Origin of the sequence: Rhizobium sp. BK196 (assembly GCF_014193255.1) — a bacterium.
In the GTDB taxonomy this organism is placed as follows: Bacteria; Pseudomonadota; Alphaproteobacteria; order Rhizobiales; family Rhizobiaceae; genus Rhizobium.
Genome location: NZ_JACHZB010000002.1, coordinates 613,271 through 629,802, shown reverse-complemented (window position 1 = coordinate 629,802; position 16,532 = coordinate 613,271). Strand labels below are relative to the sequence as shown.

Annotated in this window: 17 protein-coding genes; 7 read left to right on the top strand and 10 right to left on the bottom strand. The window is 59.9% G+C overall.

The annotated features are described in order from the left end of the window. Nucleotides 1-47: 47 nt before the first annotated feature. The 6 genes from FHT78_RS09525 to FHT78_RS09500 all read right to left on the bottom strand — a co-directional run bounded on the left by FHT78_RS09525 (nt 48) and on the right by FHT78_RS09500 (nt 4,565). On the bottom strand, nt 48-776 hold the full coding sequence (locus FHT78_RS09525; protein WP_183742867.1) for an amino acid ABC transporter ATP-binding protein: 729 nt from the start codon (nt 774-776) through the stop codon (nt 48-50). Next, nucleotides 760-1,413, bottom strand: coding sequence for an amino acid ABC transporter permease (locus tag FHT78_RS09520; protein WP_183742865.1), 654 nt, complete (start codon nt 1,411-1,413; stop codon nt 760-762). Before FHT78_RS09520 ends, FHT78_RS09525 begins: the two co-directional genes overlap by 17 nt. Nucleotides 1,414-1,421: 8 nt before the next feature. Further along, entirely contained in the window at nt 1,422-2,105 is a 684-nt protein-coding gene (locus FHT78_RS09515; protein ID WP_183742863.1) for an amino acid ABC transporter permease, read from the bottom strand. Between the two features lie 87 nt (nt 2,106-2,192). Next, nucleotides 2,193-2,948 (bottom strand): 2-dehydro-3-deoxy-D-gluconate 5-dehydrogenase KduD, encoded by a 756-nt coding sequence (gene kduD, locus FHT78_RS09510; protein ID WP_183742861.1) that lies wholly within the window; start codon nt 2,946-2,948, stop codon nt 2,193-2,195. Between the two features lie 5 nt (nt 2,949-2,953). Further along, nucleotides 2,954-3,790 (bottom strand): 5-dehydro-4-deoxy-D-glucuronate isomerase, encoded by an 837-nt coding sequence (gene kduI, locus FHT78_RS09505; RefSeq protein ID WP_183742860.1) that lies wholly within the window; start codon nt 3,788-3,790, stop codon nt 2,954-2,956. Beyond that, nucleotides 3,780-4,565 carry a GntR family transcriptional regulator gene (locus FHT78_RS09500; RefSeq protein WP_183742858.1) on the bottom strand — a complete coding sequence of 262 codons (786 nt, stop codon included), beginning with the start codon at nt 4,563-4,565 and terminating at the stop codon, nt 3,780-3,782. Before FHT78_RS09500 ends, kduI begins: the two co-directional genes overlap by 11 nt. Nucleotides 4,566-5,050: 485 nt before the next feature. Here FHT78_RS09500 and FHT78_RS09495 point away from each other — a divergent pair, with 485 nt between their 5' ends. From FHT78_RS09495 to FHT78_RS09480, 4 genes are all read left to right on the top strand, one after another. Further along, nucleotides 5,051-6,049: an ABC transporter substrate-binding protein gene (locus tag FHT78_RS09495; RefSeq protein ID WP_183742856.1), complete on the top strand. Its 999-nt coding sequence runs from the start codon at nt 5,051-5,053 to the stop codon at nt 6,047-6,049. 102 nt (nt 6,050-6,151) lie between these two features. Next, the gene (locus FHT78_RS09490) at nt 6,152-7,039 is read left to right on the top strand and encodes a proline/glycine betaine ABC transporter permease (protein WP_183742853.1); all 888 of its coding nucleotides are present in this window, start codon (nt 6,152-6,154) and stop codon (nt 7,037-7,039) included. After that, on the top strand, nt 7,032-8,051 hold the full coding sequence (locus FHT78_RS09485) for a glycine betaine/L-proline ABC transporter ATP-binding protein (RefSeq protein WP_183742851.1): 1,020 nt from the start codon (nt 7,032-7,034) through the stop codon (nt 8,049-8,051). Before FHT78_RS09490 ends, FHT78_RS09485 begins: the two co-directional genes overlap by 8 nt. A 141-nt stretch (nt 8,052-8,192) precedes the next feature. Beyond that, nucleotides 8,193-8,393, top strand: a complete 201-nt coding sequence (locus FHT78_RS09480; RefSeq protein ID WP_183742850.1) for a hypothetical protein — start codon at nt 8,193-8,195, stop codon at nt 8,391-8,393. 238 nt (nt 8,394-8,631) lie between these two features. Here FHT78_RS09480 and katG read toward each other — a convergent pair whose 3' ends face one another. After that, complete coding sequence (katG, locus tag FHT78_RS09475) at nt 8,632-10,815, bottom strand: catalase/peroxidase HPI (RefSeq protein ID WP_183742849.1); 2,184 nt, start codon at nt 10,813-10,815, stop codon at nt 8,632-8,634. Between the two features lie 203 nt (nt 10,816-11,018). On the opposite strand from katG, the gene FHT78_RS09470 reads away from it, so the two are divergent. Together FHT78_RS09470 and FHT78_RS09465 are read left to right on the top strand one after the other, a co-directional pair. After that, nucleotides 11,019-11,933 (top strand): hydrogen peroxide-inducible genes activator, encoded by a 915-nt coding sequence (locus tag FHT78_RS09470; protein ID WP_183742847.1) that lies wholly within the window; start codon nt 11,019-11,021, stop codon nt 11,931-11,933. Between the two features lie 184 nt (nt 11,934-12,117). Next, on the top strand, nt 12,118-12,822 hold the full coding sequence (locus tag FHT78_RS09465; RefSeq protein ID WP_183742845.1) for an MgtC/SapB family protein: 705 nt from the start codon (nt 12,118-12,120) through the stop codon (nt 12,820-12,822). 44 nt (nt 12,823-12,866) lie between these two features. On the opposite strand, the gene FHT78_RS09460 is transcribed toward FHT78_RS09465, so the two are convergent. Beyond that, nucleotides 12,867-14,381 (bottom strand): FAD-dependent oxidoreductase, encoded by a 1,515-nt coding sequence (locus FHT78_RS09460; protein ID WP_183742843.1) that lies wholly within the window; start codon nt 14,379-14,381, stop codon nt 12,867-12,869. 50 nt (nt 14,382-14,431) lie between these two features. Between FHT78_RS09460 and FHT78_RS09455 the strand changes: the two genes are divergently transcribed. Continuing rightward, nucleotides 14,432-14,917: a MarR family winged helix-turn-helix transcriptional regulator gene (locus FHT78_RS09455; RefSeq protein WP_183742842.1), complete on the top strand. Its 486-nt coding sequence runs from the start codon at nt 14,432-14,434 to the stop codon at nt 14,915-14,917. A gap of 82 nt (nt 14,918-14,999) precedes the next feature. On the opposite strand, the gene FHT78_RS09450 is transcribed toward FHT78_RS09455, so the two are convergent. Beyond that, the gene (locus tag FHT78_RS09450; protein WP_183742841.1) at nt 15,000-15,773 is read right to left on the bottom strand and encodes an SDR family oxidoreductase; all 774 of its coding nucleotides are present in this window, start codon (nt 15,771-15,773) and stop codon (nt 15,000-15,002) included. 11 nt (nt 15,774-15,784) lie between these two features. Then, complete coding sequence (locus tag FHT78_RS09445; RefSeq protein ID WP_183742840.1) at nt 15,785-16,510, bottom strand: SDR family oxidoreductase; 726 nt, start codon at nt 16,508-16,510, stop codon at nt 15,785-15,787. Nucleotides 16,511-16,532: the final 22 nt, after the last annotated feature.

Sequence of the window (16,532 nt, the reverse complement as noted above, 5' to 3'; positions counted from 1 at the left end):
CCTGCGCCGGCTCATCCGGGACAGGCAATTTCCCCCGATGACGGGGTCTAAAGTTCTGCGGCCATGAATTCCTTGAGTTCCGGTGTCTGCGGATTGCTCAGAATGCCGGCGCCACCCGTCTCCCAGACCTTGCCGGTATGCATGTAGATGACGCGGTTGGCAGCACGCTTGGCAAAGCCCATCTCGTGGGTGACGACGATCATCGTCATCCCGCCGCGGGCTAGATCTTCCATGACGCGCAGCACTTCGCCCGTCAGTTTCGGGTCGAGAGCTGAGGTCACCTCGTCGAACAGCATCACCTTCGGCTGCATGGCAAGCGAACGGGCGATCGCCACGCGCTGTTGCTGGCCGCCGGACAGCTGTTCCGGATAGGCGTCGATCTTTTCCGAGAGACCGACCTTGGCGAGCACCTGCTTGGCGATCTCGAAGGCCTGATTCTTGCGCATGCCCTTCACGCGGCGCAGCGCCAGCATGATGTTTTCGGCAACCGTCATGTGCGGGAAGAGATTGTAGCTCTGGAACACCATGCCGATATCGCGGCGCAATGTCCTCAGATCGAGTTTCGGATCCTCCACACGATGGCCACACACCTCGATCGAGCCGTCTTGGATCGTCTCCAGCCGGTTGATACAGCGCAGAGCCGTGCTCTTGCCGGAGCCGGACTGGCCGATCAACGCCACCACTTCGCCGGGATTGATCTCGAAGGAAACGCCTTTCAGCACTTCCAGGGCGCCGAAGCGCTTGACGACATTGGTGAGTTTAACGGCGACCGACATTGAGCTTCCTCTCGAGAGAGCGGCTCCAGACCGACAGCGGATAGCAGACAGCGAAATAGAGAAGCGCTGCGACGCCGAAGACCAGGAAGGGCTGGAACAGGGAATTGTTGATGACCTGTGCTGCACGCGTCAGCTCCAGGAAGCCTACGACGGAGGCAAGCGAGGTGTTCTTGACGAGCTGGACGAGGAAGCCGACCGTCGGCGGCGTGGCAATCCGCAACGCCTGCGGCAGGATCACATCGCGCAGCATCTGCCAGCGCGTCAGGCCGAGACATTCGGCCGCCTCGAACTGGGTGCGCGAAATGGATTCCACCGAGCCGCGCCAGATCTCTCCGAGATAGGAGCTCGAATAGATCATCATGCCGAGGCCTGCTGCCACCAGCGGCGGCACGGAAATATTCACCACCCCGAGGCCAAAATAGAGGATGAACATCTGGATCAGCAGCGGCGTGCCCTGGACGACCTGGATATAGACGAGGGCCGCGCGCCGCAGCCACAGGAAGCGCGAGATGCGGCAGAGCATGACGAAGAAGCCGGCAATGCCGCCGAGCAGGAAGGCGAGTGCAGACAGCACGACTGTCCAGACCAAGCCATCCAGCAGATAGATCAGGTGATTGAAGGAAAACCCACCGAGCATGGCGACCTCTAAAGCGACGTGCCGAGCCGACGACGGCGTGGGAAGGCGATGAGACCGAGGCCGTAAAAACCTGCCCGCATCAGATAGGTGATGGCGATGTAGAGGACCGCGACAACAACATAGGTTTCAAGCGATCGGAATGTGTTCGACTGGATGTTGTTGGCGACGCCCGTCAGCTCCTCGGCGGAGATCTGCGAAGCGATCGAGGTTGACAGCATCATCAGGATGAATTGGCTGGAAAGCGCAGGATAAACGCGTTCGATCGCCGGCAGGAGAATGATGTCGCGATAGATCTGCAGCTTAGACAGGCCGAGCGCTTCAGCCGCCTCGATCTGGCTCGGATGGATGGAATCCATGCCTGCACGCACGATCTCCGCCGTATAGGCGCCAACATTAATAACCATGGCAAAGACAGCGGCAGCTATGATCGGCAGACGGATGCCGACCGAGGACAGGCCGAAGAAGATGAAGAAAATCTGCACGATAAAGGGCGTGTTGCGCACCGCCTCGACATAGATGCTGACGAGAGTGCGGAGCGGCCCGAAATTGGAACGGCGGGCGATGGCGCAGGCGACACCGATCAACAGACCGATGATCACCGAAAAGACAGTGATCTCCATCGTGACGAGCGCGCCCGACAGGAAATCGCTCCAATAGGGCAGCAAGGCCGAAAAATCGAACTGGTACTGCATGTCCTCCTCCATTCCGGCCGCGCCAACTCCACCAACGCTGCCTCGCCTTCCCGTAGGAAGGCGTCATGTCTCCTCCTGGCTGTCGCGTCAGCGCGCGAGCCAGCCTCCATCGACGGGCAGAACCGTGCCGTGCACATAGTCGGATGCCGCCGACGCCAGGAACACCGCGGCACCGCCGATATCGCCGGGCTCACCCCAACGGCCCGCCGGGATTCGGGCCAGGATGCTGGCATTGCGATCGGCATCCTCGCGCAGCGCCGTCGTGTTGTTGGTGACGAAATAGCCGGGTGCGATGGCGTTTACATTCACGCCCTTGCCCGCCCATTCGCACGCTAGCAGCCGCGTCAGACCTGCAAGGCCGCTCTTCGAGGCCGTGTAAGACGGGATGCGGATGCCGCCCTGAAAGGACAGCAGCGAAGCGATGTTGATGATCTTGCCGCCCCCTTTTTCGAGCATGTGGTGGGCAGCCGCCTGAGACAGAAAGAAGGCTGTCTTCAGGTTGACGTTCATCACCGCGTCCCAGTCTTCCTCGGTGAAATCGATCGCGTCGGTGCGGCGGATGATGCCGGCATTGTTGACGAGGATATCGAGCGCCCCAAAGCGCTCCAGCGCTTCCGCAACGATCGGCTTGACCGGTTCGATCGTGCCGAGATCGGCCTTGATCACGTGGAATTTCGTGCCGGCGCTTGCCACTAGCGCCTCCGTCTCATCCATCGACGAGCGACCGACGGCGACGATCGACGCACCGGCCTTAGCCAATGCGACGGCGATCCCCTGCCCGATGCCGGTATTGGCGCCGGTGACGACGGCGATCTTGTCCGAGAGGTCGAAAAGAGCCTGCATCACCATCACCTCAGATCGCCGATGGCGATGTGGTCCATATCGGTGAAGCTCTTGTTGTCTCCGGCCATTGCCCAGATGAAGCTGTAATTCTTGGTACCGGCGCCGGAATGGATGGACCAGGGCGGCGAAATGATCGCCTGCTCGTTGGCGACGAGCATGTGGCGCGTCTGCTGCGGCTGACCCATGAAATGGAAGACGCGCTGGTCGGCATCGAGATCGAAATAGAGATAGGCCTCCATGCGCCGGTCATGCGTGTGGCTCGGCATGGTATTCCAGATGCTGCCGGTCTCCAGGCTGGTGAAGCCCATGGTCAACTGGCAGGACTGGCAGACCTCCGGGTGGATATATTGATAGATCGAACGCTTGTTGGCGGTTGCGGCCTCGCCCGGCGTAAGGTGCCGCGCCTTGTCACGCGTTAAGAGCACCGTCGGATGGCTGGCATGAGCGGGCGTCGAAACGAGGTAGAATTTGGCAGGATTGCCGGCGTCGGCGCTTTCGAAGCTGACATTGACTGCCCCTCGGCCGATATAGAGGCAATCGTACTTCGCCAACTCATAGGCTCTGCCATCGACGACCACGCGGCCGTCGGCGCCGACATTCAGCACGCCGAGTTCGCGCTCCGCCAAGAACGTCTCCTGACCAATCGCTTTTGGTGCCGTCAGCGCGAGCGCCGCCCCGAGTGGCGCGGCGCCACCGATCACCATGCGGTCATAGTGGGAATAGGTGAGCCTGATGTCATCGGGCGCAAACACCGTCTCGACCAGAAAGTGACGCCGCAGCGTTTCCGTATCGAAGCCCCGGACCGCTTCGGGATGGGAGGCGTGTCGCACGTCAATCTGCATTGGAATTGTCCTTCTCTCCTCCGGGTGCCGGCATCTGCGGGGCATCCTCAATGAAATAGGCTGGGTCGAGCATCTCGGCCTTTTCGACCTCGTGCAGCAGCTTGCCGAGATGGAACTCCATGGCGGCCTTTGCTCCGTCCTTGTCACCGATTCGCATGCAATCGACGACGGCTGCATGTTCCTCGATGACGCGCGTCAGACGGCCCCGTTGCGGCAACGTCAGCAGGCGGTAGCGATCACTATGAACCTTGACCTGCTGAATGATCGCCCAGATGCCGGGAAAGCCGGCGATAGCACTGATGAGCTGGTGGAAATCATTGTCGATGATATGGAAGGCTGCGACATCACCTTCACGGTGACAGGCATCGAGATCAGCAAGATTGCGCTCCAGCGCCCTGAGACCCGCCGGCGTCATCTTCTCGACTGCGATCGAAACCGTTGTATCTTCCAGCGCCTTGCGCACGAGGATCGCTTCGTAAAGCGCCCGGCGCGGAATACGGGAAACAAACGTGCCCGACTGCGGGAAGACGTCGACCAGACCGTCATCGGCAAGACGGATGATCGCCTCGCGGATCGGCGTGCGGCTGACGCCGAACTGGGCTTCGAGCTCTTTCTCGTTCAACAACTCCATCGGCTTGCGCCGCAGCGAAACGATATCATCGAGAAGCGCATTGTAGACCAGCGTCGCTGCCCGCGGGGCAGCCGCCCGCTGATGCGAAAGCACCGTGACCCCTTGCAGGGAGCGCTTCCTGCGCACGATTGCGGACGAGTTCATTGCATTCCTTCCAAGAAGCAGACCAGCAATCCAGCGTTTGAAATCATCGAGGGACCGCCCCACTCGTTCCGATGCCAAAGTAATATATTAGTATCCAACTTTTGGCAAGCGGGTCGATGAACCGTAGTTTTGCGGTTGTGGAAAAACGAAGCTGGTGGGAATCTCACAGGCGCATAGAGGACGAGAGTGTCGACGCTATCAGTCCGAAGGATTCTCGAAACCATCCCTGTAATCGAATGATGTCCGAGCTCCGAGGCGAGGATCTTTCGAACGAAAAGCGCAACCGAGGCGCGACTACGCCCCATCACCATTCCGTCAACGACGCCGTATTTAAGACAGCCTTGAAAGAAGGCTCTAATACGCCATTTTCTGGCGCAACCAGAATGGCCGTTGCGGTCCTAAAGCAGGCTCAATGCAAGGGTCGGCGCGCGCGGTGCCGCCGGCGCCCGGGTTAAGGATGCACCGCGACCAGAGGGAACAAAAAAATGAAAGTACTTTTGGCATCCACCATCTTGGCAGCCGGCACGATGCTCGCGGGCGGCAGCGCTTTTGCAGCCGATTGCGGCAATGTCACGATCGCGAGCATGAACTGGCAGTCCGCCGAAGTGGCCGCAAGCCTCGACAAGCTCATTCTTGAGGAAGGGTACGGCTGCACGGCCGAAATCGTCACTGGCGATACCGTGCCCACCCTGACCTCCATGGCAGAAAAAGGCGAACCCGATATCGCCCCGGAAGCCTGGGTCAGCCTTCAGCCGGAACTGGTGAAACGGGGCCTTGAAGGCGGCAAGGTCGTCGAAGGCGCCAAGATCCTCTCCGATGGCGCAATCCAGGGCTGGTGGATCCCCAAATACGTCGCCGACGCTCACCCCGACATTAAGACTATCCCCGACCTTCTCAAGCATCCCGAACTCTTCCCGGCACCAGAAGACAAGAGCAAGGGCGCCGTCTTCAACGGCCCTCAGGGCTGGGGCGGCACAGTCGTCACCGCGCAGCTCTTCAAGGCCTATAATGGCGAGAAAGCAGGCTTTACGCTCATTGATACCGGGTCCGCCGCAGGCCTCGATGGCTCGATCGCCAAGGCCTATGAAGGCAAGCAGCCCTGGGTTGGCTATTATTGGGCACCGACTTCACTGCTCGGCAAATATGAGATGGTCAAACTCGGCTACGGGACGGAATATGATGCCGCCGAATGGAAGCGTTGTACCTCCGTTGCCGATTGCGCCGATCCCAAGCCGAATGCCTGGCCCGCAGACGATGTACAGACGCTGATCAGCAAGAGTTTTGCCGATCGCGGCGGCCCTGCCATCGACTACCTGAAGAAGCGGGCATGGACCAACGACACCGTCAACAAGCTGATCGCCTGGATGACCGATAACCAGGCAACCGGCGAAGACGGCGCCAAATACTTCCTCAAGAACAATGAGCCCCTCTGGAAGGACTGGGTCTCGCCGGAAGCCGCCGAGAAGATCAAGGCTTCGCTCTAATCACTCAGATATGGGCAGCCTCGGGGCTGCCCAGACAATCCTTCGGCGCGACGGTCAAAATAACAATCGGCCGCCGCCACTATCTATTTTTGGGGAACCGGTATGGATTGGCTCTGGAAATTTCCGACAATGAACGACGACGTGCTGCGTGAACTGAAGAAGAGCGTCGATGAAGGATTTCGCGCCTTCACACGCGCTTATGGCGACAGCATCGAAGCGGCCTTCAGCCCACTGCAGAGTTTTCTTATCTGGGCCGAACGGCTGCTGACCGGCACGCCCTGGCCAATCATTCTGATTGCTTTTGCCGCCATTGCCTGGTTTGCCAGCCGCAGCTGGAAAGTCGTCATCGGCTGCGTTCTGACGCTGGTTGTCATCGGCTATTTCGACATGTGGCAGGATACGATGAAGACCGTGTCGATGATCTTCGTCTGTACCGTGCTTTCGATTGTGATCGGCCTGCCGCTCGGCATCCTGATGGCACGGTCGAATACGATGCAGAAGATCGTCAATCCGATCCTCGACGTCATGCAGACCATGCCGAGCTTCGTGTACCTGATCCCCGTCGTCATGCTTCTCGGCATCGGTCGCGTGCCTGGTGTCATTGCCGTCGTCATCTACGCCCTGCCGCCGATGATCCGCCTCACCAATCTCGGCATCCGCATGGTGGACGAGAACGTGCTGGAGGCAGCCGACGCATTCGGTTCCTCAAGTTGGCAGAAGCTTCGCAACGTCCAGCTGCCACTGGCGCTGCCGACCATCATGGCTGGTATCAACCAGACGATCATGATGGCGCTCGCCATGGTGGTCATTGCCTCCATGATCGGCGTGCAGGGTCTTGGTCAGCCGGTTCTCAAGGCCATTTCCAACCAGTATTTCACCCTCGGCGTCTTCAACGGCCTCGCAATCGTCGGCATTGCTATCATCTTCGACCGGATCAGCCAGGCCTATGGCCTGCGACTCCAGAAGCACCGGGAGATCGTGCATGGCTAGCAATTCGATCGAGATTCGAAACCTCTTCAAGATTTTCGGCCCGCGCGGCGGCGACTATGTGGAAGCCGTCCGTAAGGGCATGTCGAAGACCGAGCTCAACAAAGCGCATGGTCATGTGCTGGGGCTGAAAGATATCAACATCACCATTCCCGGCGGCAAGATCACCGTCATCATGGGTCTTTCCGGGTCCGGCAAATCGACGCTGATCCGCCACATCAACCGGCTGATCGACCCGACTTCGGGCGAAGTTCTCTGCGGTGGCGAAGATGTCTGCCGCATGGATGCCTTGCAGCTTCGCGAATTCCGCCGCCGGAGGACTGCCATGGTCTTCCAGCGTTTCGGCCTGTTGCCGCATCGCAACGTGCTGCAGAACACCGTCTATGGTCTAGAAATCCAGGGCGTCCCCAAGGCGGAACGTGAAGAACGGGCCAATGCCTGGATCAGGCGCGTCGGCCTAGAGGGCTTCGGCGGACACTATCCGAACCAACTCTCCGGCGGCATGCAGCAGCGTGTCGGCTTAGCGCGGGCACTCACCAATGATGCCGAAATCCTGCTGATGGACGAGGCATATTCGGCGCTCGATCCGCTGATCCGCGTGGACATGCAGACCGTCCTCCTCGATCTGCAGAAGGACCTGAAGAAAACGGTCGTCTTCATCACCCACGATCTCGATGAAGCTCTCCGGCTCGGAGAGAAAATCGCCATCCTGCGCGACGGCGAGGTCATCCAGCAGGGTTCGGCGGCTGAGATCGTCCTCAACCCTGCCAATGATTACATCGCGGCATTCGTCAAAGAGGTCAATCGCGGCAGGGTCATCAAGATCGGTGCCGTCGCGAAACAGATTTCGGTCGAAAGTCAGCTGCAGCTTTCCGAAGATATGGATATCGAAGGAGCACTACGTGAAATGTCGCGCGCCAACGTCTCGTCTGCCGCTGTCATGTCACAGGAAGGTCCGCCACTAGGCGGGGTTTCGCTGCAGCAATTGCTGGCGCTGCTTTTGCATCAGGCATGAAAATCTTAAGCAATCAGGCGGCATGCGCTCAAACACATGCCGTTTGTTTAAACATGGTTAATTTTTTCATTATAATCATCTGGGAGAAGGAACCGAACGACACGTCCGGGTGTTGATAGCACGCCGTGGAGGAGCCTGAAAATGTTCAAATTTTTCTCGATCAAGCCGTCGACTGAAGACTTCGGCGCCGCTACCGGCACTTATGCCGACGGCATGACCGACCGCTATTATCGTGATCTGACCGGTCACACCGAGCACCGCTTCCGCTCGGCTCATGAGCGCGATTATGGCGCCGCCCGCGAGATTGCCGAACATGCGCCGCATGGCGTAGTCAGCAACTGACCTGCGCATCGCCTGCTTGCTGATATCAGCCACGTGACGCACGCCGCGATCGGTAGCGGTTGGCTGATCAGTTAGGTCCGTGCGATTTGCCCGGCTTCACGTGACCTTTCCGACCACGCGGGCTGACATCCCGTACACTTTTCCCAGGGTCTTTGCTCAGCGTCATTCCATCGATGCCAAATCGCACCGACATCTGGACGCCGCGGGGAATGCCGCAGCGTCCAGACAGAGCTTTCAATCAGACAAGATCGAAGCGATCGGCATTCATGACCTTGTTCCATGCCGCAACGAAATCCTTCACGAATTTCGCCTTGGCATCCGACTGGCCGTAGACTTCGGCGATAGCCCGAAGCTGCGAGTGCGAGCCGAAGATCAGGTCGACGCGGGTGCCGGTCCACTTCAGTTCATTCGTCTTGCGGTCGCGTCCTTCGTAAACGCCGTCCCTGCCGGCAACAGGCGCCCATACGGTTCCCATGTCGAGCAGGTTGACGAAGAAGTCGTTCGTCAACGCCTCCGGATGCGCGGTAAAGACGCCATGCTCCGGCTTGCCGACTGTCAGTACGCGCAGGCCGCCAACGAGAACCGTCATCTCAGGTGCGGTCAGCGTCAGGAGTTGCGCGCGATCGACGAGCGCTTCCTCGGGCTTCATGAACTGCAGGCGCTTGCTGTTCACATAGTTGCGGAAGCCGTCAATGCGCGGCTCGAGCGCTGCGAAGGAAGCGGCATCGGTCTGCTCCTGCGAAGCGTCCATGCGGCCCGGCGCGAACGGAACGACGATATCGTGACCGCCGGCCTTCGCCGCCTTTTCGACGCCGGCTGCACCGGCAAGCACGATCAGGTCGGCGAGCGAGATCTTCTTGCCACCGCTCTGGGCAGCGTTGAAGTCCTTCTGGATGCCTTCCAGGACGCCCAGAACCTTGGCGAGCTGTGCCGGCTCGTTGACTTCCCAGTCCTTCTGCGGCGCAAGGCGGATGCGTGCGCCATTGGCGCCGCCGCGCTTGTCGGAGCCGCGGAAGCTCGAAGCGGAAGCCCAGGCGGTCGAAACCAGTTCCTGCACCGACAGGCCCGAGGCAGCGATCTTGGCCTTGAGAGCGGCGATGTCCTGGTCGTCGACGAGCGGATGATCGACTGCCGGGATGACATCCTGCCAGATCAGATCTTCCGCCGGGACTTCCTTGCCGAGGTAGCGGACCTTCGGACCCATGTCGCGGTGGGTCAGCTTGAACCAGGCGCGGGCGAACGCGTCGGCAAACTGGTCCGGATTTTCCAAGAAGCGACGCGAGATCTTCTCGTAGATCGGATCGAAACGCAGCGCCAGGTCGCTCGTCAGCATGGTCGGCAGTTGCTTTTTCGAAGGGTCGTAGGCATCCGGAATCGAAGCCTCGGCGTTCTTGGCCACCCATTGCTTGGCACCGCCCGGGCTCGTGGTCAGCTCCCACTCGAAAGCAAACAGATTTTCGAAGAAGTAATTGCTCCACCGGGTCGGCGTCTGGGTCCACGTGACTTCCAGGCCACTGCCAATGGCATCGCGACCGACGCCGCTGTTGAACTTGCTTGCCCAGCCGAGGCCCTGCGCCTCGAGTTCGCCACCCTCTGGATCGACGCCGACAAACGACGGATCGCCGGCGCCATGGGTCTTGCCGAAAGTATGGCCGCCGGCGATCAGCGCCACGGTCTCCTCGTCGTTCATCGCCATGCGGGCGAAGGTCTCGCGGATGTCGCGAGCCGATGCGAGCGGGTCGGGAGTACCGTTCGGGCCTTCTGGGTTGACATAGATGAGACCCATCTGCACGGCGCCGAGCGGCTCTGCCAGCTGGCGTTCGCCGCTATAACGCTCGTCGCCGAGCCAAGTGCCTTCCGGACCCCAGTAGAGCTCTTCCGGCTCCCAAACGTCGGCACGACCGCCGGCAAAACCGAAGGTCTTGAAGCCCATGGATTCGAGCGCGACGTTGCCGGTGAGGATCAGCAGGTCGGCCCAGGAGATGCTGTTGCCGTATTTCTGCTTGATTGGCCAAAGCAGGCGGCGCGCCTTGTCGAGGTTGACGTTGTCAGGCCAGCTGTTGAGGGGTGCAAAACGCTGCTGGCCCTGACCGGCGCCGCCGCGGCCGTCAGTGATGCGATAGGTTCCGGCGCTGTGCCATGCCATGCGGATGAACAGGCCGCCGTAATGGCCGAAGTCTGCCGGCCACCAGTCCTGCGAATCCGTCATCAGCGCATGAAGATCCTTCTTCACCGCGTCGAGGTCGAGCTTCTTGAACGCCTCGGCGTAGTCGAAATCCTTACCCATCGGGTCGGCAAGACCGGAGTGATGATGAAGGATCTGAAGATCGAGATGGTTCGGCCACCAGTCGCGATTCCGTTTGCCGCGCGCCGCCGAATGATCAACGGGACATTTGCCCGCGCTGTCAGGTTTCTGGTCCATGATTTTCTCCTGTTGCTTGCTGTGACTGCCGCCTTACGGCGGCCCGTGCGTTTAATCATTCGGCTTGGCTGCCTGCCCGACTGCCTCCCACTCCCTCAGGAGCCAGCAGCAGGATCGCTGCGCGCCCTCCCTTAACTCCTTCTTATCGGAAGCCCTTCATAAATTTAAGTTGGATTTGCTGATAGCTGCGATAAGCTGAGATTATGACCAATCTTACGCTCAAACAGCTACGCTATTTTGAAGCCCTGGCACGCCATGGCCGTTTCCGGCACGCCGCAGATGCCTGCGCGATCTCGCAGCCCGCCTTGTCCATGCAAATCAAGGAGCTCGAGGAACAATTGGGTGGCGATCTCTTCGAAAGAGGCGCCAAAGAAGTGAAACTCTCCGCCTTCGGGCAGCTGTTTGCGCTGCGCGTCCGCGACATTCTTCGCGCCGTGGACGAGCTTGCGGATCTTGCCCGTGTTTCGCAGGACAAGCTGCTGACGCGGCTCAGAATCGGAATCATCCCGACTATCGCGCCCTATTTGCTGCCGGCGATCATCAGCGATCTGAATAGGACCTTCGACAACATTGAAATTCAGGTGCGCGAAACGCTGACTGCCAGGCTGGTACACGAAGTGGCGCAAGGCGAGCTGGATCTGGCGGTGGTCGCGTTGCCAGTATCGAAACCATCACTCACCGAGCTCAAATTGTTTGAAGAAGAGTTCGTGCTGGTCCGGCGACGAGAAGACGAAGACAAGCCGGTGCCGGAACCCGAGGCCCTGCGCGAAATGCGACTGCTTCTGCTCGAGGAGGGGCACTGTTTTCGCGATCAGGCTTTGTCATTCTGCGGCATAGAATCGACCCGTCCCCGGGAAATAATGGAGGGCAGTTCTCTTTCGACTCTGGTTCAGATGGTCAGTGCCGGCATTGGCATAACCCTGATCCCTGAAATGGCAGTGCCGGTTGAGACGCGCTCGGCGGATGTCTCCATCTCCCGCTTCCGCACGCCAAAGCCCTTGCGAACAATCGGAATCATCTGGCGCAATTCGACGCCTCTCGCCAAGCAATTGCTTCAGATTTCGGAGGTCATCCGCCATTCGGCCGCAAGCCTGCGCCATCAGGTCTCCACGGGGTGAGCCTGAACTTGCCCCTGCCGAATTCGTGACCGGTTCACAACCCCACTGGCCGACTTGCAGGTTTCGCTCTAGCTTCCCGCACTAACCGATTGGCAGGAATCCGGCTTACGGAAGCCATCCCGGTAGAGCCCGAAGGTCTTCATCCTAGGAGGAGAGACGCTGATCGGTGACAAGGGAGCATGGAATGGATTTGATCGACCTGATGCCGATCACGCCGAGCTGGGCGGACATCGCAATCCGTCTGGCGGCAACGATCATCGCCGGCGCATTCATCGGCCTCGACAGAGAGCGAGGGGGACATGTCGCGGGGCTGCGCACGACCATCCTCGTCGGATTAGCGGCGTGTCTCTCGATGATCCAGGCGAATATCCTCCTGGCGACGAGCCAGAGCGCGAATGGATCGATGGACATATTGCGCTTCCCGCTCGGCGTACTCACCGGCGTAGGCTTTATCGGCGGCGGAGCGATCCTGAAAAGGGGCGACATCACAACCGGCGTAACCACCGCGGCTACGCTGTGGCTGATCACGGCAATCGGCCTGTGCTTCGGCGGTGGACAAATCGTGGTCGCGGCTATCGTGACCATTCTTGCCGTTCTGATCCTTTCCCCGCTGAAGCAGGTGGATCGATGGATATCAGGTCAACAGAAGGGCATGGTCGCGATCAAACTGCCGGTTGACGCCGGCATTCCAGATCTGACGACAACGGCTATCGAACTCTCCGAGGCAACGTTTACCGGGCTCACGGATGGCAATGACGGGCATCGCGAGCTGATCTACGAGATCAGGTGGAAATCCGTGCGGGGCGCTCCGGGCACGGATCAAATCGCTGCATCGTTGGAAAAGAACTTCCGCGTCATCCGTTTCGAACATCGCACCACCGTGTCATAGACCATCGGCCATCATGAGACCTATGTGAGGTGCCGCGAAAGCATTCATCGGCCGGTTGCCGCCCCTGCTCGCAACCCGACATCATGGAGATAGGCTTCCAATGCCGCCACTTCGCCCTGCGAGACGATTGCGCCGACATAGCCATCCGGACGAATAAGAACCCGGTCGCCCGGCGCAACTTCGTAGGTGTCGCGGAATCGGTTCTCGCTGTCCACAAAGTCGTCACCTTGCCCGACGCCGTGAATATGCAGTCCCTTGCGTGGCTGGATGGCATCCGTCTTCACCTGGAATTCCAGCAGCGTCCAATGGGGACCCTTAAAGAGGTCAAACAGCCGCGCGGGTTGCCCTGCGGCGCCGTTCAACGGCGCGTCGGGAGCGCGGTTGCCGGCGAGGACGCGAGCTTGACGCGGAGGTCCTTCGAGCGAAAGGCTCGAACCGAGATAGCCGATGTCCAGCTGCCTGACCTCACGGCCACGCCGAATGTCGCCGCGCTTCATGTCTTCGAGCAGTCTGGAAGCAAGTCCCAGCATGTCTGCCGCGATCGGGCGGCGCTCTTCCTCGTAGCTATCGAGAAGCGTCTCCGGGGCGCCTGCTAGGACGGCTGCGAGCTTCCAACCAAGATTGTAGGCGTCCTGAACGCTGGTGTTCAGACCCTGGCCGCCCGTCGGCGGATGGGTGTGGGCGGCGTCACCGGCGAGAAAGACGCGGCCGACGCGATAGCTGTCGGCAAGCCGGGCATTCATGTTGAATGCCGATGCCCAGGAAACAGACTGGATAAGGATATCCGCCCGGCCTGTGCGCTCGGCGCTCAGCGCTGTAAGCCCCTCGGCCGACAAATCTATGTCGCCTTCCAGAGGTATTGGTCCCTGCAGCTGGAAAAGCCCTGTTTCGGCCAAGGGGCAAAAGGATATCTGTGTCTCCATCGACCCTTCGTTGAAGCGATGCCAGACATCGCAGCTGAGCCCCGTCAGCGTGACATCGGCAACAATGGCGCGAACGCCGAGCGTCTTTCCGGGGAAGCCGACGGCGAGGGCCTGGCGTACGAAGCTTCGGCCGCCGTCGGTGCCGACGAGATAACGTGTGCGGACAGTCTGCTCTTTACCGCCATTGGCAATCTTTGCAATTACCCCTTGGCCATCCTGTTCGAAGGCGGTCAAAGCGCAGCCGAACTCGGGAGCATGTCCGAGTTCGGCAAGGCGCTCCCGCATTGCTCGTTCCGTCAGGAATTGAGGCACGAGCAAAGGCATACCGTAAGGTTCCGACGGGAGCTGCTGGCCGGCCTCGACAAGCGCGACATCTTTCGTGCTACCGTCGCCGCGATATTCGCGCTGATGCGGATAGAAACCACCGGATGCGGCAACCCTATCGACGATGCCAAGGTCCTCGAACACTTCCATCGTTCGCGGCTGTATCCCCTTGCCGCGCGAGCCTCGGAACGGATCGTCCATCTTCTCAATCAGCCGGAAGGATACACCCCGCCGGGCGAGGTCGATCGCCAGTGTGAGGCCGGCTGCGCCGGCTCCACAAATCAATACATCGATTGCGTCATCTTCTGTCATTGCTGTCGCTCCCTATCTACGTGTATTATGCACATAACAGGAGATCAGAAATGCCGTCAACAAAAAATGTGCAAAATACACATATCTTAAAACGCATACATGAACTTCATGGATCGCTGCTTGAGATCGTCAGCGTCATGAATCGGCCGCAGCGGGATGAGGCAATGGTCAAGGAGGCAGGAATTTCGCTCGACCGGGCCCTCTTTCCTCTGCTCGTCGGAATCGAAAGACTGGGACCGATTGGCGTGGTCGAATTGGCCGACCGGACCGGCCGGGACTACACGACGGTCAGCCGTCAGGTCGCCAAGCTTGAGAGCCTAGGCCTCGTCAAACGACAACCAAGCGCGTCGGACCGTCGCGTGAGCGAAGCGACCGTTACCGTGAAGGGAAAAGCGATGACGGATCGCGTCGATGCGGCGCGTGAGAGGATAGGAATCGAGATATTCAAGACATGGGATCCGGATGATCTGGACAATCTGGTCCGCCTGATGCGGAAGTTTGCCGATGCCGTGAAGGTTGATCCGGCCAAAAGCTGACGGCGATCGTGCGGCAGGCCAGCGAAAAGAAGGGAAGCGCCGGCAGGATCGCAGGCGCTTCGAAACTTTCACCCGGACCGGTCTACCAGCAGGTAAATCCTGCATCGACGTTGACGATTGCTCCCGTCATCAGGCTTGCCGCACCGGATGCTAGGAAGAGAACTGCGCTTGCGACCTCCTCCGGCGTGCCCATCCGACCCATCGGCGTATCGCTGAGCCAGATCGGTATCCGCTCGCGATTGGCTTCGACTGCCGCGACCATCGGCGTTTCGATATAAGTCGGAGCGACCGCGTTGATCCTGACACCGTGCTGGGCCCATTCGGCAGCCATGGAACGGGTGAGGTGATGAACGGCGGCCTTGGAGACGTTATAGGCTGTCTGCGGCTGCGGCCGATTGCAGATGATGCCAGACATCGAACCAAGATTGACGATCGCCCCGCGTTTCATCGCCACCATATGGCGGCCGAACGAGCGCGAGCACCAGAAGACGCCGTTGACGTTGACATTCATCATCCGCAGCCAATCGGCATCCGTGACGTCTTCTGCGGCAATCCCGTTCTGGCCGATCCCGGCATTGTTTACCAGGACCGTCGCCGGACGGCCGCTTTCGGCGAGTTCATTGGCGATCGCCTCCATGCGGGAGGAATCAGTCACGTCACCAAGGCGCAGTTCGACGTCATATCCCTTGTCTCTAAGCGCCAACGCCTGCTCGGCGTCCGATTCATTACGCTCGATCACGACGACAGCGGCGCCGGCTTCGGCGAGCGCGTGGGCGCAGCAAAGCCCGATGGCGCGCCCGCCGCCGGTGACGACTGCCCGTTCACCATCGAGACGGAATTTTTCCTGATAACTCACAGTTCGGCTCCTCAGATGTCGAATGCGCTTGGGAGAACGACGATGTCGCGGATCGTCACGTTACGGGGCCGCGTCAGCATGAACATGATCGCGTCTGCCACCTCTTTGGGTTCGATCAGGGCACCGGTCTCCTTCGCCTTGCGGAGATTCTCCTCGGGCCAGTCGGCCAGCAGCGCACTGATGACTGGACCCGGCGAAACCGAGCCGACACGAATTCCGTTTTTCAGAAGTTGGCGGCGCATCGTCTGGACGAAGCAGTGCATCGCCCATTTTGACGGCGAATAGACGGGCTCCCATGGAACGGGCGAATGGCCAGCCACCGAGCTCGTGACCACGATGTCGCCTGTACCACGTTCGATCATGTGCGGAATGACGCTCCGGACATTCTTGATCACAACATTGACGTTAAGGTTCAGCATCCGGTCGATGGCATCGAGATTGGCATCCGCAAGGTCGCCGCCGATATAGGTGCCGGCATTGGCATGCAGAATGTCCAGCTGCCCTACCTTCGACAACACGCGGTCAAGAAGGCTGGCGCATGCCTGAGAATCCAACAGGTCCAGAGCGAGAGGTATCGCCCGTTCCCCGAGACGCTCGCAGGCTGCCTTTAACGCCTTCTCGTCACGATCGACGAGAACGACCGTGGCGCCCGCCGCCATCATCGCCTCCGTCGACGCCATTCCGATACCCGAAGCCGCGCCCGTGATCGCAGCGACCTTCCCATTCAATTCGTTCATTCTTTCCTCCTCGGTTAGGCGG

Excerpts from the sequence above, each read along its gene's own strand:
- katG (WP_183742849.1), bottom strand. The coding sequence starts at position 10,815 with ATGGACCAGAAACCTGACAGCGCGGGCAAATGTCCCGTTGATCATTCG.
- FHT78_RS09515 (WP_183742863.1), bottom strand. The coding sequence starts at position 2,105 with ATGCAGTACCAGTTCGATTTTTCGGCCTTGCTGCCCTATTGGAGCGAT.
- kduD (WP_183742861.1), bottom strand. The coding sequence starts at position 2,948 with ATGCAGGCTCTTTTCGACCTCTCGGACAAGATCGCCGTCGTCACCGGC.
- FHT78_RS09445 (WP_183742840.1), bottom strand. The coding sequence starts at position 16,510 with ATGAACGAATTGAATGGGAAGGTCGCTGCGATCACGGGCGCGGCTTCG.
- FHT78_RS09495 (WP_183742856.1), top strand. The coding sequence starts at position 5,051 with ATGAAAGTACTTTTGGCATCCACCATCTTGGCAGCCGGCACGATGCTC.
- FHT78_RS09490 (WP_183742853.1), top strand. The coding sequence starts at position 6,152 with ATGGATTGGCTCTGGAAATTTCCGACAATGAACGACGACGTGCTGCGT.
- FHT78_RS09500 (WP_183742858.1), bottom strand. The coding sequence starts at position 4,565 with ATGAACTCGTCCGCAATCGTGCGCAGGAAGCGCTCCCTGCAAGGGGTC.
- FHT78_RS09480 (WP_183742850.1), top strand. The coding sequence starts at position 8,193 with ATGTTCAAATTTTTCTCGATCAAGCCGTCGACTGAAGACTTCGGCGCC.
- FHT78_RS09465 (WP_183742845.1), top strand. The coding sequence starts at position 12,118 with ATGGATTTGATCGACCTGATGCCGATCACGCCGAGCTGGGCGGACATC.
- FHT78_RS09455 (WP_183742842.1), top strand. The coding sequence starts at position 14,432 with ATGCCGTCAACAAAAAATGTGCAAAATACACATATCTTAAAACGCATA.
- FHT78_RS09525 (WP_183742867.1), bottom strand. The coding sequence starts at position 776 with ATGTCGGTCGCCGTTAAACTCACCAATGTCGTCAAGCGCTTCGGCGCC.
- FHT78_RS09460 (WP_183742843.1), bottom strand. The coding sequence starts at position 14,381 with ATGACAGAAGATGACGCAATCGATGTATTGATTTGTGGAGCCGGCGCA.
- FHT78_RS09470 (WP_183742847.1), top strand. The coding sequence starts at position 11,019 with ATGACCAATCTTACGCTCAAACAGCTACGCTATTTTGAAGCCCTGGCA.
- kduI (WP_183742860.1), bottom strand. The coding sequence starts at position 3,790 with ATGCAGATTGACGTGCGACACGCCTCCCATCCCGAAGCGGTCCGGGGC.
- FHT78_RS09485 (WP_183742851.1), top strand. The coding sequence starts at position 7,032 with ATGGCTAGCAATTCGATCGAGATTCGAAACCTCTTCAAGATTTTCGGC.
- FHT78_RS09520 (WP_183742865.1), bottom strand. The coding sequence starts at position 1,413 with ATGCTCGGTGGGTTTTCCTTCAATCACCTGATCTATCTGCTGGATGGC.